Below are 14,771 nucleotides of genomic sequence, written 5' to 3'. Positions count from 1 at the left end.
TTCAGGAATCCGGTGCCCGCGTTTTCAGGGCCAGCGCATGAAGTTCGCCCCCCATCGTGCCTTTCAGGGCAGAATAGACCAATTGGTGCTGCTTCACGCGGGGAATGCCAGCGAACTGGCTGCTGACGATCTCGGCCTGCCAGTGATTGTCGTCGCCCGCCAGGTCGGTCAGCGTGATCTCGGCTTCCGGGAAAGCGTCGGTGAGATATCCGAGCAGCGTCTCGCGTGACATGGCCATGGGCAGTTCCTTCCAGTTGCGTCGCAGAACTGGCGTTTAGCACCTGCGACGTCAAGCATCCGGCTGAACCGATTGTGACATCAGGAGGGCAACTCTAAAGTGATAATAACAGAAATCATGATTGGATTCGCCCCCATGACCAGAATGCGCGCCTTCATTCTCGCCGAAGTTCTTTTCATTGTGATGATTGTCGCGGGCGTCTTCTTCTACATGAACCGCGATGACGACGTGGCGGACCGTCTCACGGAGTATCGCGCGATGTATGTAGACGGCCCAGCCATGCTGAACCTGACGGAAACGCTTTCCTCGGACGCACTGGAAGGCCGTGCTGCGGGATCATCGGGCAATGCCGCAGCACGGGGATTCATCCTGAAGCGGTTCGAGACGATGGAGCTGCGCAGGTTCCACGGGACATACGAGTACGCCTTTCCAGTCCTGCCGGGGCCAATGGACGGGTTATCGGAACCGGCAGACGGTGTGAATATTGTTGGCTGGATCGCCGGGGAGACGCCGGGGCGGGGCCCCATGCTCGTGGTTACGGCCCATTACGACCATCTCGGCATCGTTGACGGAGAAATATATAATGGCGCTGACGACAATGCCTCTGGTGTGGCCGCGCTTGTCGGTGTCGCAGAATATTTCGAGCGAAATCCTCCCAAGCATGACATCGTCTTTGCCGCGCTGGACGCCGAAGAAATCGGCTATCAGGGCGCAAAGGCTCTGGTCGAATCTGGGCTGATTGATCTTGGGCGGGTCGCATTGACCATGAATTTCGACATGGTTGGACGATCCGACGCGGGAGAACTCTATGTCGCTGGCACCACGCCTTACCCGCAGCTGAAGCCCATGATTGATGATTTGGCCACCCAAGTGCCGGTAACCCTGCTCACAGGACATGACTCGCCTGAACTCGGACAGGATGACTGGACCAACCAGTCCGATCATGCCGTCTTTCACGAGATCGGCATTCCATTTCTGTATTTTGGGGTCGAAGACCATCCCGGATATCACGCCCCTTCGGATGATTATGGCGATCTGACACATGATTTCTTTGTGCGGGCGGGCGACACGCTTGTTATGGCGGTGAAGGCGGCGGATGCCTGGCTCATCTCGTCCAAGCGGCAGGAAAACTAATCCTTTCAAGGAGGAAGGGGCGTGAGAACGTCGGCACCGCGGGTTGGTTCCAAACCCACTGTGCGTCACCAATTTGCAATGCTGCACGAAAGTCTCTGAGCACCGTATTTCAATAAATAAAACAACGGTAAGGGTGGTTAATCCGCATTAAGAACATGTGACTTTCCGGCAACTGCTGAGGGTTGCGGATTTGTCATGGGAACAGACACAGTTCAGACACGGTTTTCTTGTGGTCTCGCCGATCTGGCGGGAGCTGAACACGTCTTTAAAGGAGACCACATGTTTAAGTATTTTCTGATCGCATCTGCAGCCACGGGTCTGGCTGTGTCCGCTCAGGCGCAGTCCTATGAGAGTGACACGGGCTTCTATCTTGATGGCGGGTACCAGTACCTGGAAATCGAACCCGATGGTGCAGAGCAGGGTGTTGACACGAACGGCATCGCCGCGCGTCTCGGCTACAAGTTCAACAATGTCTTTAGCCTTGAAGGTGAACTGGCCTCGGGCATCGATGATGGCGAATTCGACTACAATGTTGACGAAGACGAGTTCAATCTCGACGACAACAATGATGGCGATTTCAACGATCTGATCGGCGCTTCCGGCGACATCGGCCTGAACTATCTGGTTGGCCTGTATGGCCGCGCAGATGTGCCGCTTACGGAGCGCCTGAGCGCCTTCGGTCGCGCCGGTTATGCATATATCGATCTTGATGCGTCGCTGGCCACGCCGGGCGGTACGCCGATTACGGTTGAGGATTCCGAGGAAGGCCCGGCCATCGGTGCAGGTCTTACCTATGACCTGACCGAAAACTGGGAGCTTCGCGGCGACTACACCTACTATTCGTTTGAAGATACCGACACGAATGGTGTGATGCTGGGTGTTGGGTACAAGTTCTAATCCAACGATTGCATCCCAAACCGAGCGCCCCTTCCGCAGAATGCGGGAGGGGCGTTTCTCGTTCAGTCGACCGTATTCATGTAGGTCGGCAGCCAGCCTTCATGTGCCTCGCGGAGGCGGGAGAGGGGGAGGTCTACACGGTCCTTAAAGCTAATATCGAATTCACTGAGTACCAGATCATACTGTGCATCCCAGTCCGTATCCTCTAGCGAACCAACAAGGCCACTGCCGCCAAAAGAGCGAGCTATTCCTGCACTATCTGCTTGAGCCCATACTTCCTGAACACGCTCTTCCGGTGCTGAGACAAGGTATCGCCCTGACGTTTCTGAAAACATTAAAGCTGCATAATGCTGCTTTACCTCTTCTGAATTCTGAATAGCCAAATGCTCAGCACTCACAAAAACTCGGACACCGCTCGCCAAAGCCATTTCCGCAGCCGCGCAGGCAACTCCGCCGTCGCTGACGTCGTGGACGGCGTTGACGAGGCCCTTGTGGATAAGCTCACGTACGAAGTCCGCGTTTTTCTTTTCCGTTTCGAGATCAATAGATGGCGGGGAGCCAAGTGCCTCACCCTTCAGGCCAAGCCATTCGCGCGCATACAGTGACGCGCCAAGATGGCCCTTCGTCTCACCTATGAGGATCAACGCGTCCCCCGGCTGCGCACCCTTCAGCGTCGCGATCTTCGAGACATCCTCGATCAGACCGACTCCGCCGACCACCGGCGTTGGCGGGATCGCCTTGCCGTCGGTCTCGTTGTAGAGGCTCACGTTCCCGGAAACGACCGGGAAGTCGAGTTCGCGGCAGGCCTCGGCCATGCCTTCGATCGCCTTGACGATATAGCCCATCGTGGCGGGCTTTTCCGGATTGCCGAAATTGAGATTGTCCGTGATCGCAATCGGCGTTGCGCCAACAGCGGAGAGGTTACGGTAAGCTTCCGCCACCGCCTGCTTGCCGCCTTCATAGGGATCGGCGGCTACATAGTGCGGGTTGCAGTCGGATGTGATGGCCAGCGCCTTGTTCGTGCCGTGGATGCGCACAATGGCGGCGTCACCCATGCTTTGCGACGAGTCGACCGTGTCGCCCATCACGTGGCGGTCATACTGTTCCCAGATCCAGCGCTTTGACGCCATGTCAGGCGACGACATCAGCTTGAGCAGCACTTCGCCGTAATCTTCAGGCTCGGGATATTTTGAAATGTCCAAAGGCGCGCGCTTCGGCGGCTCTGTCCAGGGGCGGTCATAATTCGGCGCATCTTCAGCCAGTGGAGCGACGGGGATGTCGCAAACCGTCTCGCCAAACTGCGTCAGCACAAGATGGCCGGTATCGGTCGTGTGACCGATGACTTCAGCCGACAGGTCATACTTGTCGAACACCGCTTTCGCGACATCGATCTTGTCGGGATAGAGCACCATGAGCATGCGCTCCTGGCTCTCGGACAGCATGATCTCGTAGGCTGTCATGCCTTCTTCGCGCTGGGGCACCTTGTCGAGGTCCATGACCACGCCGATGCCTTCGCCATTCTCGCCGCCGCTGGCGGCCATCTCGACCGAGGAGGAGGTCAGGCCAGCAGCGCCCATGTCCTGGATTGCCTGAATGGCGTCTGTCGCCATCAGTTCGAGGCAGGCCTCGATCAGCAGCTTCTCGGTGAACGGGTCGCCAACCTGCACGGTAGGGCGCTTCTCCTCGTCGCCCTCGGAGAATTCGGCAGACGCCATGGTCGCGCCATGGATGCCGTCGCGCCCGGTCTTCGATCCGACATAGAAGATCGGATTTCCGGGCGTCGCGCCGCGGGCATAGAAAATCTTGTCCTGATCGGCGAGGCCGACGGCCATCGCATTGACGAGGATGTTGCCATTATAGCCTTCGTCGAACTGGGTTTCCCCGGCCACGGTCGGCACGCCCACACAGTTTCCGTATCCGCCGATGCCCGCGACCACGCCCGCCACGAGGCTGCGGGTCTTGGGATGGTCCGGGGAGCCGAAGCGCAATGCATTGACCAGCGCGATCGGGCGCGCGCCCATGGTGAAGACATCGCGCAGGATGCCGCCCACGCCCGTCGCCGCGCCCTGATAAGGCTCGATATAGGACGGGTGGTTGTGGCTCTCCATCTTGAAGATGGCAGCTTGGCCGTCACCAATGTCGATGACGCCGGCATTCTCGCCGGGGCCCTGGATGACGCGGTCATTCTTGGTCGGGAATTTGGACAGATGACGGCGCGAGGATTTGTACGAGCAATGCTCTGACCACATTACCGAATAGATGCCGAGTTCGACGAGGTTCGGCTTGCGCCCGAGCCGCGTGACGAGGCGCTCCCATTCGTCGGCCTTGATGCCATGTTCCAGGCCGGCAGTGTCATCCTGCTCGGCGGTGAGGTGGGCGAGGATCGCAGTTTTGTCAGTCATGACCGGCGCTTTAGCGGCAATTGCCACGAGTCGCCAGCCTCATTGTGCTCACTCTGCGTTTTGGGCGTCCAACCAGGCCTGCCCTTGCGTTCTGGCAAGGTCCACGAGGTTGCCCATTGCGAGATTCATGTCGACAAGATGCAGGCCCCAATCGGGGACCACTTTGCCGTTGAAAACAAGATCGCCTGGAATGTCATCGGCGCGCGGATCCGCTGGATCAGCGTGAATCGTGACAGCCAGCCAGTCATGGGTGTCGTTGGCCAGGCATTGGGCTGAGAGCAGGCCGGGTAGCGAAACAAAAGGTGTGTCGACCGCGACGCCGTAGTCATTTGGAGCAAGTCTTCCAAGGCTTTGGCGGGGCATGTAGGCTTTCAAATCACCCTGGCCACCGCCGAGCGCCGCCGGATTCGTACAGACCGCGCGTTTGCCGTCCTGGGCCTTGCCGAAAAAGGAATCTTCGGGCGGTGGCGAGGATTCGCGGAAACTGGCGAAACTCACGATGCATCCGGTTTCGGACGGGGAGGAACAGACTGGCAGACCGGATGCGCGCCCGGTGCTGGGATCGATCACAGTTTCATAGCCGATTGCGTGGACTGCGATGAGCTTCTCCTCAGCGGGAGAGCCGACAATATCCTTTTCCAGCATCTGGTAGATCATGCTGGCACCTTGCGAGTGACCGATCAGGACAACGCCGCGGCCATTGTTCTCGTTGGCAAGATAGGTGTTCCAACTGCCGATCACATCGGCGTAGCGCATCGCGTCATCTGCAGCTGTCTGACCGGCGGTCATCTGCTTTTGCAGTTCCAGCAATGTGGTCTGTCGGTAGATTGGTGCAAAGAGGCGGCATGTTTCGCCGTATCGGGCAAACTGATTGGCTACAACGTTCAACTCTTCGGGCCCCGCAATCATGTCGCTGTTTGGCGTGACGTCGAAAGAGACTGTTGGGTAGATGTAGAAGCAGTCGAAAGCGGGCTCAGCTGCCGGGGTGTGGGGCAATCGGGTCGTGGTGCCGTCCGCCAATATTTCGGTGGCTGTCAGGTCGATGGAGCAGGCATCGTCACTCTTGTCCGGATGACAAAGCCAGTTCGTCGTATCGGAATAGTCATTCACCGCGAAGGCAGGCGGCTCAATAGGTGGATCCGCTGGGGCGTCAGTCACTGAGCCGGCGTCGTTTCCGCAAGCGGAAATCGCAAGCGCGGCCGAACCGAAAATGAATTTCTTGAGCATTGCGGATTTCCTTAGATTTTGGAATGGACGGATCGAACGTGGGTCAGCTACCCCGCACCCGGTCGATTTCTGACAGGTGGCGGCTTTTGTCGGCGTCGCTCAGGAACGAGCCGGCGAAGCTATTGCGGGCCAGCTGGACGATCTGATCGGCCGACAGGTCCAGCGCTTCGGTGATGGCCTCGTAATTCTGGCCGATATAGCCGCCGAAATAGGCCGGATCGTCAGAGTTCACGCACACCAGCAAGCCTTCTTCCAGCTGACGTTTCACCGGGCTCTTGCGCAGGTCGTCGAGCACGCAGAGCGACAGGTTTGACAAGGGGCAGTTGGTGAGCGGCGTCTGGGTGTCGCGCAATACGGCGATGAGCGCGGGATCTTCCATCGCGCGGTTACCATGATCGATCCGGTCCGCGCCGATATCCAGAAGGGCCTCTCGCACATATTCCGGAGGGCCTTCCTCGCCGGCATGCAGGCAGAGTTTGAAGCCAAGCTCGCGACAGCGTGCAAACAGTTTCTGGAACTTCGACGGTGGATGCCCAACCTCGGAACTGTCGAGGCCCACGCCGACAAAATGGTCGTGCCAGGGTGCGGATTCTTCGAGCAGGGCAAACCCGTCCTCTTCGCTCAGATGGCGCAGGAAGCTCATGATGAGTTCGGATGTGATGCCCAGCTCTTCCTCGCCGCGCTTCAGCGCCGAGATTATACCATCAGCGACAGTTCCAAACGCCACGCCGCGCTCTGTATGCGCCTGCGGATCGAAGAACATCTCGACATGAACAACATTGTCTTCCTTGGCGCGCTTCAGATACGCGAAAGTCATGTCATGGAAGTCCTGCTCGGTGCGCAGCACATTCATGCCCTGATAATAAAGGTCCAGGAATTCCTGAAGATTGTTGAAATCATAGGCCGCCTTGGCCTCTTCCAGCGTCTTGAACGGAATCTCGATCTGATTGCGCTCGGCCAGCGCCATCATCATCTCCGGTTCGAAACTGCCTTCGATGTGCAGGTGCAGCTCAGCCTTGGGCAAGCGCGCGATGAGATCTTTGTGGGCGGTCATGGAAGCCTCCTGTCGGGTCAGTCCCATAGAACCGGATCGGACGCGAAGGGCAACCGGTCGAACGCGGCTAACGTGCGCCGAGATAGGTCCAGTTGCGCAGGATGGCCTCCATGGGGCCGCGCTGGAACTTCACCCGCCAGAGGCTGACAAAGGCGACGCTGAAGAGTGCGGTGAGGAAGGCAACGCCAATGGTCTGTGCCGCGGTCAGGCTCGCGAAGTAACCAAAGCCATACGCGGTGAACAGCAACGAGAAGATCAGGCCCTGCATCAGGTAGGCGGTGAGCGAGGACGTGCCGCCCCGTGCGAAGAAAACCGTGACGGGCCCCGGTGTACCTTCGGCCCATTTCGCGATCACGCCGAGATATCCAAAAGTGGAGAACGGACTCCCGATCGTGACCAGGACGAGGCCGAGCAGCATTCTCGGATCGGTCATGCCGTGGCTGTCGACCAGCAACCAGCCGCCTGCGCTGCTGAGCAGCAAACCGACAGGCAGTGCGAAACGGCGCGCAGGTTTCCAGATAGGGGCCGAGGCACGGGCGATGATGCCGCTGCGTACGGCCGCAAGGCCAAACAGGAAGAAGGCGAACGCACCAAATCCCTGGAACAAGATCATGAAAGGGAAGCCTGAAAGATATTCAGACACGCGATAGGCCGCTGTTTCGGCAAAACCGGTCGACCCGAAGATTTCGAGCGCCTTGGCGTCTGCCACGGCGAACTCTTCCGTCACCGCCACCATTTCCTCTGGTGCAAAGGTGACCCCTAGATACATCATGAGCGCGATCGCTGAGACGAGCAGGATCTGGATTGCGTAGATGATGCAGCCCCAGACGATCAGCGTCTTCTGGGACGCATTGCGGAACAGGAAAAGAATGGAGCCGAGCACCGCATAGATCACGAGAATGTCGCCGATGAAGAAGCAGGCAATGTTCAACGCACCAAAGGCCAGCAGGCCCACGATGCGACGCCAGTACCGCCCCGCGAAGCCGACCCCGCGCCGTTCAGCGGACTGCATCTGATAGGCGAAGCCGACCCCGAACATGAAGGAGAACAGTGAGTAGGACTTCATCAGGAACAGGGCGTTGACGCCAAACCATGCGGCTTCGTCGATGCTGCTCACCGTTGCACCAGCGGCATGATAGCTGCTCATCATGGGCCAGGACAGGACGCCGACATTGACCAGCGCGATGCCGAAAAGTGCCCATGCGCGCGCAAGGTCAGGAAAGATTTCGCGGCCAGCAGCCTGGCTTTCTTCAAGATATGTCATGGTGTTCCCCGCAGCCCCAGAATTATTGATTATCGATATATTCATGCGCTTATCGCGTCAAGAATAATCTTGGGTGGGGGCGGGCCGTCAGGGAGGCCTAGGGTCAGGCCGCGCTGAGCAGGCTCTCGAACACGCCAAGACCGTCGGTGCCGCCCTCATGCCCGCCAATGGCGCGCTCTGGATGCGGCATCATGCCGAGGATGCGGCCATTTTCGCTGAGAATGCCGGCGATGTCCCGCGCAGAGCCGTTCGGGTTCTGGCCGCTGGCATAGCGGAAGGCCACGCGGCCTTCGCCTTCCAGCGTATTGAGCGTGGTGTCGTCAGCAAAATAATTGCCGTCATGATGGGCGACGGGGATCACTACGTCCGATGCGCCGGAATAGGCGCTTGTATAGGCCGTGTTCGTCGACTCGATCTTCAGGGCCTGAGGGCGACAGACAAAGTGGAGCGAGGCATTGCGCATAAGCGCGCCGGGCAGGAGACCCGTTTCGCAAAGGATTTGGAAGCCGTTGCAGACGCCGAGCACATAGCCGCCGCGCGCGGCATGATCGTGCAATTGCGAGATCACGGGTGAATTGCCTGCCATCGCGCCGCAACGCAGGTAATCGCCGTAGGAGAAGCCACCGGGAACCATGACGAGGTCGGTGCCCTCCGGGATCGTGCCATCCTTGTGCCAGACCATGGCCGGCGCCTGGCCTGTTACCTTGGCGAGGGCGTCATGCGCGTCGCGGTCGCAGTTTGATCCGGGGAAGACAATCACAGCGGTTTTCATGCGCAGGCCTTTAGCAGGGAGTCGGGTGAAAAGGGAACAGGCATTTGCGGTATTGCCTGTCCCGAAACCAAAGAAGCCCCGGACGCTGCCGGGGCTTTCTGAATCGTAGTTGGCGGATTAACGCTGATCCATTGGTACATAATCGCGCTGGGCAGCGCCGGTATAGATCTGGCGCGGGCGACCAATGCGCTGGGTCGGGTCGACCAGCATCTCGTTGAGCTGGGCAATCCAGCCAACCGTACGGGCCAGCGAGAACAGGACGGTGAACATCTGCTTCGGGAATCCGATCGCGTCGAGAATGATGCCGGAATAGAAGTCGACATTCGGGTAGAGTTTCTTCTCGGCGAAGTACTCATCTTCCAGAGCAATCCGTTCCAGCTCCATGGCGACTTTCAGAATCGGCTGATCCTTCAGACCCAGCAGGTCGAGCACTTCGTGCGCGGACTCACGCATCACGGTCGCGCGGGGATCGTAGTTCTTGTAGACGCGGTGACCGAAGCCCATCAGGCGGAACGGGTCAGATTTGTCTTTGGCCTTTTCAATGAATTCCGGAATGCGGTCCACTGTGCCGATTTCGTGCAGCATGTTGAGGCAGGCTTCGTTTGCGCCGCCATGGCTCGGGCCCCAGAGACAGGCTACGCCAGCGGCCACAGCCGCGAATGGGTGCGCGCCCGACGAGCCTGCAAGACGCACGGTCGAGGTCGAGGCATTCTGCTCGTGATCGGCGTGCAGGATGAAGAAGCGGTCCATTGCTTTCGCAATCTTCGGATCGACCTTGTAGTCTTCAGCGGAGACCGAGAAGCACATGCTGAGGAAGTTCTCCGCATAAGACAGCTCGTTGCGCGGATCGACGAATTTCTGGCCCATATTGTACTTCAGGATGCGAGCGCAGAGCGTTGGCATCTTCGCGATCAGGCGGATCGAGGCGAGGCGACGCTCTTCCGGATCTTCGCTGTCCATGGCGCCAGGATAAAATGACGCCATCGCGCCAACCGTTCCGGTCAGCATGGCCATTGGGTGGCTGTCACGACGGAACCCTTCGAAGAAGCGGTCCATCTGGGTGTGCAGCAATGTGTGCTGCTTGATTTCGTCATTGAAGCTGTCGAGTTCGGCCTTGGAAGGCAGTTCGCCATTCAGGATCAGGTGGCAGACTTCGGGGAAAGTCGCTTGCGCAGCCAGCTGGCCAATCGGATAGCCGCGGTGCAGCAGGACGCCTTCTTCCCCGTCAATGAATGTGATCTGGCTTTCACAGCTCGCCGTCGAGGTGAAGCCCGGGTCAAAGGTGAACTGGCCGGATTGCGCGTAGAATTTGCGCACATCCATGACGTTCGGCCCATGCGTACCGGACAGGACGGGCATGTCATATGATTTGCCGTCAATTTCGATCTTCGCTGTACCAGCGTCTTTGGTCTTGTTTTCCATCAGCTTTAGCCCTTCCAAATCATGTTTTTGTCCAGCGCGGCGTGGGAGTTTAATCCCTTGCCTTCGCCGTTTGATCTTCAATACGTCCCAGCGCCTCATCCTGTCCGAGCCATTCAAGGACCGGTGCAATGTCTGGCGCGGGCAAGCCGCCTGTCAGCGCAGCCCTTAGCGGTTGACCCACCTGCCCCATGGAGAGGTCGTGGTCAGCGCAATAGGAACTTATGACGTGCGATATAGTTTCTGCCGTCCATTGGCGCAATTGCTGCAGTTCGTCGCGCAGACCGGCGAGCCGGTCAAGTCCTTCTTCTGACAGCGACTTTCGCGCTTTCTTGTTCATCTGGATTGGCCGGATGTCGCGCAGGAACGCGAACGCCTCAGCCAGTTCGGGGAGCGTCGTGCCGCGATCCTTCAGGCCGGCCATCGCAGCGCGGATGCGAAAAGTCTCGGCTTCGCTCATTGGGGCATTGGCTTCAAGATAGGGCAATAGAAGATCGAAGAGGCGCGCGTCATCGGTCGCGCGCATGAAATGGGCGTTTATCTGACCGAGTTTCTCCAGATCCAGCCGGGCGGGCGCCTTGTTGATACCCTCGACATCGAAAAGTGCCGTCGCTTCGGCTTCGGTGAAGATTTCCTGGTCACCATGGCTCCAGCCAAGGCGGAGCAGGTAGGCTTTCATGGCTTCCGGCAGATAACCCATCTCGCGATAGGCCAGCGTCGAAAGGGCGCCGTGGCGCTTGGACAGTTTCGCTCCGTCCGGTCCATGGATCAGGGAGACGTGAGCGAATTTGGGGATATCCCAGCCCATCGCCTCATAGATCGGGATCTGGCGGAAAGCATTCCTCAGATGGTCATCGCCCCGGATCACATGCGTCACGCCCATATCGTGGTCATCCACCACCACGGCCAGCATGTAGGTCGGGGTGCCGTCGGCGCGCAGCAGGATCATGTCGTCCAATTCACTCGCCTGAATGGTCACGCGGCCTTGAACGCCATCCTCAAGTATTCGGTCGCCGCCATCCGGCGCGCGCAGGCGCACAGTATAGGGGGCATCCTCGGAAGGCGCCGGCGCACCATCGCGCCACGGAGAGCGATAGGGGGCGAGCAATTCGTTGGCCTCGGCCAGCAGCGCAGCTTTCGCATCTTCCGAAACACCGTCGGCCTTGGCAGCCTGGCGCTTTTCTTCGCCTAGGTCGCGGCGCGCTTGCAGTTCTTCGGGCGTTGCGTAGCAACGGAAGGCGGTGCCGCGCGCGATCATGTCGAGGGCAATTTCCGTGTGGCGAGCGGCTTGGTCAAACTGCATGACCGGAGGGGCGTCCGGTGTCAGGCCCAGCCACTCCATGCCTTCCAGAATGGCGGCTGTCGCCTCGTCAGATGAACGGGCGCGGTCGGTATCCTCGATCCGCAGAAGAAACTTCCCGTTGTGCCGTTTCGCGAAGAGGTAGTTGAAAAGTGCCGTCCTTGCCCCTCCAATGTGCAGCATGCCAGTGGGAGAGGGGGCAAAACGCGTGATGACGCTCATGGGACAGGCAGGCTCCGATTGATGGACGCGGGTGAGGCTCTTGCGCCGCAGAAACACAACTCCCCGGCCAAAGGCAAGGGGCGCGCCGCGCAGCATGCAGCGCAGCCACGTCAGATATGGTCAATTGCGACCGTCGATGCACTGCCCCTGTTGCTCGCCTTTGCCATGGCAAGCGGCGCTGCGGCGTATTTTCTAGCTCCCGCTGAACCAGACTTTGAACCGGTATTGCTGGCGCCGCTTGCCATGGCGATCCTGATCGCGCTGGGGCGACGATTCCTGTTGCCATCCCTGCTTCAACTTTGCGTGTGGCTTGCCTTCGGCGCGGCGCTTGGGATGAGTTCTGCAGCATTGCGGGCGCGGCTGGTCGCAGCGCCCGTGATCGTTGCAGAGACCGGGCCGGTCATGGTCGAGGGCTGGCTGTCGGAAATCGAGACTGGCGCCAAGGGACCCCGTTTGCGCATCGATGTGCACGCCATCGCAGGGCTGACGCCGGAAACGACACCCAAGACCGTGCGCCTGACGCATCGCTCCCGGCTGGAGGTTTCCTCCGGACGCTTTGTACGATGCTGGGGTGTGCTGAGGCCGCCGCCCGCCCCGAGCATGGAGGGGGAATATGATTTCCGGCGGCAGGCATGGTTCGAACAACTTGGAGGCGTCGGCTATGTGCAGGGCCGCTGCCGGGGTGGCACGCTTGGCGCGCCGGATGGAATACTGCCAGATATCCGGATGAAGGTCGCAGCCTTCCGCAGGCAATTGGCGGCGCATGTGAACATTGCCGCGGGTGATCGGGCGGGTGGCTTCGCGGCTGCGCTCGTTTCGGGCGATCGCAGCTATATGCGCGTGGAGGATCAGGTCGCCCTGCGTAATTCCGGCCTGGCGCACCTTCTGGCAATCTCCGGTCTCCATATGGCGATTGTGGGCGGGCTGGTTTTCTACCTCATGCGGCGACTGCTCGCCTGTATCGAGCCATTGGCGCTGCGCGTGGCGGTGCAGAAACCCGCAGCGATCATCGCACTCGCGGCGAGTTTGGCTTATCTCATCCTTTCCGGCGCCGGCGTTTCCACCCAGCGGGCTTTCATCATGCTGGCGGTCGTATTCGGCGCGGTCCTGTTCGACCGGGCAGCGCTTAGCCTGCGCTCCTTTGCAATTGCGATGATCCTGGTGATCCTGTTGCAGCCGGAAAGCGTCATGACGCCCGGCTTCCAGATGTCGTTCGCAGCGTCAGGCGCCCTGATCGCCACCTACGAGGCGTGGACAGCGCGCCGATCCGCTTCCGACAAGGTGCTGGGCAGCTTCAGCTATAGCTGGGCCTCGCTCGCGGTCACGTCTCTCGTCGCCGGCACGGCAACGGCCCCGTATGCACTCTACCATTTTGACCGGCTCGCGGGGCTCGGCCTGCTGGCCAATCTCGCAGCCATGCCGGTGATCACGTTCGTGAGCGCGCCCGCCGCTGCGGCCGCGCTGATCCTCACACCATTTGGATACGGAGATCTGGGCTTGCGTGTCTTTGGCTATTCGCTGGAGGCCATTCTCTGGATCGCCCAGACGTGTACCGAACAGGCACCAGGCGGGCTGTCTCCCGGCAAGCAGATGCCGGGTGTCTCACTCGTCCTGTTCAGTGCGGCGTTGGGACTGGCTGTGATTGCAAGGGGCATATGGCGCTGGCTGTTTGTGGTGGCCCTCAGCGGGCCGGCAACCTGGCTCTGGATCGCGGCCCCGGCCATGGCGCTGCATTGGTCGGCTTCGGGCGACGTGTTCGTGCGGCTGGCTGGCGGCGAGGTGCACAAGATCCGCTATATCGATGGCGATGGTTTGTCGCCGATGCGGTTCAGCACGTTGGAGCCGTCAGGCCTGTGTGCAGACTGGCCGTGCATTCTGGATGCCGAGATCGGCCGGATAGCGCTGCCGCGCCCCGACGCCGATGCCACAGCCTGTCATCCTCGCGCCGATGCCGCGTATGAACTTGTCCCACACGCCCTGACGGATACGGGCGAACGATCCGTCAATTGCGCTGAGCCTGTCTTGTGGTCTGACGTGGTCCGGACAGGTGCCATCACCCTCAACACGAAAGGTGCGCCATCAAAAAAGACCGCGCCTTGTAAAGCGCGGCCTTGGAAACCTTGCGGTGTGGAAACCGATTAGTCGTAGCGACGAATCAGAGCGACGAGGCGGCCCTGAACCTGCACCCGGTCTGGCCCGAAAATGCGTGTTTCAAACGCCGGGTTGGCAGCTTCAAGCGCCACGGAGGCGCCTTTGCGGCGAAGCCGCTTCAGTGTGGCTTCTTCCCCATCGACCAGCGCGACGACGATGTCGCCGGTATTGGCTGTATCCGTGCGGCGGCAGACCACGATGTCACCTTCAAGGATACCCGCGTCGATCATCGAGTCGCCCTGAACTTCGAGGGCGAAGTGTTCTTCCCCATCGGTCAGGCCATCCGGCGCGTTGACGTGACCATTGTCCTGCTGGATCGCAGAAATCGGCAGACCAGCGGCGATACGGCCGATCAGCGGCACGGTATGTGCGCTCTGTGCCGGCGCAGGCTGACCGGAGGATACGAGTGCCGGCTTGAACTCCTTGCGGCCGCGAGGGGCGCCGGGCGAAACCGATTCCGGTAGTTTCAGCACTTCAAGGGCGCGGGCCCGATGCGCAAGACGCCGGATGAACCCGCGCTCTTCAAGCGCTGTGATAAGACGGTGGATGCCGGATTTGGACGCCAGGTTCAGCGCATCCTTCATCTCGTCAAAGGATGGCGAAACGCCGGTTTCCTGAATGCGCTCATTGATGAAGAGCAGCAATTCCTTTTGTTTACTAGTCAGCACGGGTGACTCCCTTCGGGCGAATC

The 14,771-nt window shown here is 59.8% G+C and carries 12 protein-coding genes; 3 read left to right on the top strand and 9 right to left on the bottom strand.

The window, feature by feature from the left end:
- Nucleotide 1: 1 nt before the first annotated feature.
- Nucleotides 2–238 carry a BolA/IbaG family iron-sulfur metabolism protein gene (locus tag CFA77_RS10310; RefSeq protein WP_034815527.1) on the bottom strand — a complete coding sequence of 79 codons (237 nt, stop codon included), beginning with the start codon at nucleotides 236–238 and terminating at the stop codon, nucleotides 2–4.
- Nucleotides 239–373: 135 nt separating this feature from the next.
- Between CFA77_RS10310 and CFA77_RS10305 the strand changes: the two genes are divergently transcribed.
- Nucleotides 374–1,372 (top strand): M20/M25/M40 family metallo-hydrolase, encoded by a 999-nt coding sequence (locus tag CFA77_RS10305; protein ID WP_206990618.1) that lies wholly within the window; start codon nucleotides 374–376, stop codon nucleotides 1,370–1,372.
- Nucleotides 1,373–1,651: 279 nt separating this feature from the next.
- Nucleotides 1,652–2,269 (top strand): porin family protein, encoded by a 618-nt coding sequence (locus CFA77_RS10300; RefSeq protein WP_034815756.1) that lies wholly within the window; start codon nucleotides 1,652–1,654, stop codon nucleotides 2,267–2,269.
- A 62-nt stretch (nucleotides 2,270–2,331) separates the two neighbouring features.
- Here CFA77_RS10300 and purL read toward each other — a convergent pair whose 3' ends face one another.
- From purL to gltX, 7 genes are all read right to left on the bottom strand, one after another.
- A complete protein-coding gene (purL, locus tag CFA77_RS10295; protein ID WP_206990617.1) occupies nucleotides 2,332–4,671 on the bottom strand; it encodes a phosphoribosylformylglycinamidine synthase subunit PurL in 2,340 nt (779 codons plus the stop codon).
- Between the two features lie 48 nt (nucleotides 4,672–4,719).
- A complete protein-coding gene (locus CFA77_RS10290) occupies nucleotides 4,720–5,898 on the bottom strand; it encodes a DUF3089 domain-containing protein (protein WP_206990616.1) in 1,179 nt (392 codons plus the stop codon).
- Nucleotides 5,899–5,941: 43 nt separating this feature from the next.
- On the bottom strand, nucleotides 5,942–6,952 hold the full coding sequence (locus tag CFA77_RS10285) for an adenosine deaminase (RefSeq protein ID WP_206990615.1): 1,011 nt from the start codon (nucleotides 6,950–6,952) through the stop codon (nucleotides 5,942–5,944).
- A gap of 67 nt (nucleotides 6,953–7,019) precedes the next feature.
- On the bottom strand, nucleotides 7,020–8,216 hold the full coding sequence (locus CFA77_RS10280; RefSeq protein WP_206990614.1) for a DUF418 domain-containing protein: 1,197 nt from the start codon (nucleotides 8,214–8,216) through the stop codon (nucleotides 7,020–7,022).
- Nucleotides 8,217–8,319: 103 nt separating this feature from the next.
- Nucleotides 8,320–8,988 (bottom strand): phosphoribosylformylglycinamidine synthase subunit PurQ, encoded by a 669-nt coding sequence (gene purQ, locus CFA77_RS10275; protein WP_206990613.1) that lies wholly within the window; start codon nucleotides 8,986–8,988, stop codon nucleotides 8,320–8,322.
- A 117-nt stretch (nucleotides 8,989–9,105) separates the two neighbouring features.
- Nucleotides 9,106–10,410: a citrate synthase gene (gltA, locus tag CFA77_RS10270; protein WP_206990612.1), complete on the bottom strand. Its 1,305-nt coding sequence runs from the start codon at nucleotides 10,408–10,410 to the stop codon at nucleotides 9,106–9,108.
- Between the two features lie 49 nt (nucleotides 10,411–10,459).
- Nucleotides 10,460–11,929 carry a glutamate--tRNA ligase gene (gltX, locus tag CFA77_RS10265; RefSeq protein WP_206990611.1) on the bottom strand — a complete coding sequence of 490 codons (1,470 nt, stop codon included), beginning with the start codon at nucleotides 11,927–11,929 and terminating at the stop codon, nucleotides 10,460–10,462.
- 21 nt (nucleotides 11,930–11,950) lie between these two features.
- Between gltX and CFA77_RS10260 the strand changes: the two genes are divergently transcribed.
- Nucleotides 11,951–14,071, top strand: coding sequence for a ComEC/Rec2 family competence protein (locus CFA77_RS10260; RefSeq protein WP_206990610.1), 2,121 nt, complete (start codon nucleotides 11,951–11,953; stop codon nucleotides 14,069–14,071).
- Here CFA77_RS10260 and lexA read toward each other — a convergent pair.
- Entirely contained in the window at nucleotides 14,068–14,748 is a 681-nt protein-coding gene (lexA, locus tag CFA77_RS10255; protein ID WP_206990609.1) for a transcriptional repressor LexA, read from the bottom strand. The genes CFA77_RS10260 and lexA overlap by 4 nt on opposite strands.
- Between the last annotated feature and the right edge of the window lie 23 nt (nucleotides 14,749–14,771).

Source organism: Hyphomonas sp. KY3 (assembly GCF_017309975.1).
Classification (GTDB): Bacteria; Pseudomonadota; Alphaproteobacteria; order Caulobacterales; family Hyphomonadaceae; genus Hyphomonas.
Note: the sequence above shows the minus strand (reverse complement) of the source record. Positions and strands in the feature narration are given on the sequence as shown.

What these genes read in the sequence shown, in the direction of transcription:
- CFA77_RS10310 (WP_034815527.1), bottom strand. Translation starts at nt 238, where the DNA reads ATGGCCATGTCACGCGAGACGCTGCTCGGATATCTCACCGACGCTTTC.
- CFA77_RS10305 (WP_206990618.1), top strand. Translation starts at nt 374, where the DNA reads ATGACCAGAATGCGCGCCTTCATTCTCGCCGAAGTTCTTTTCATTGTG.
- CFA77_RS10300 (WP_034815756.1), top strand. Translation starts at nt 1,652, where the DNA reads ATGTTTAAGTATTTTCTGATCGCATCTGCAGCCACGGGTCTGGCTGTG.
- purL (WP_206990617.1), bottom strand. Translation starts at nt 4,671, where the DNA reads ATGACTGACAAAACTGCGATCCTCGCCCACCTCACCGCCGAGCAGGAT.
- CFA77_RS10290 (WP_206990616.1), bottom strand. Translation starts at nt 5,898, where the DNA reads ATGCTCAAGAAATTCATTTTCGGTTCGGCCGCGCTTGCGATTTCCGCT.
- CFA77_RS10285 (WP_206990615.1), bottom strand. Translation starts at nt 6,952, where the DNA reads ATGACCGCCCACAAAGATCTCATCGCGCGCTTGCCCAAGGCTGAGCTG.
- CFA77_RS10280 (WP_206990614.1), bottom strand. Translation starts at nt 8,216, where the DNA reads ATGACATATCTTGAAGAAAGCCAGGCTGCTGGCCGCGAAATCTTTCCT.
- purQ (WP_206990613.1), bottom strand. Translation starts at nt 8,988, where the DNA reads ATGAAAACCGCTGTGATTGTCTTCCCCGGATCAAACTGCGACCGCGAC.
- gltA (WP_206990612.1), bottom strand. Translation starts at nt 10,410, where the DNA reads ATGGAAAACAAGACCAAAGACGCTGGTACAGCGAAGATCGAAATTGAC.
- gltX (WP_206990611.1), bottom strand. Translation starts at nt 11,929, where the DNA reads ATGAGCGTCATCACGCGTTTTGCCCCCTCTCCCACTGGCATGCTGCAC.
- CFA77_RS10260 (WP_206990610.1), top strand. Translation starts at nt 11,951, where the DNA reads ATGGACGCGGGTGAGGCTCTTGCGCCGCAGAAACACAACTCCCCGGCC.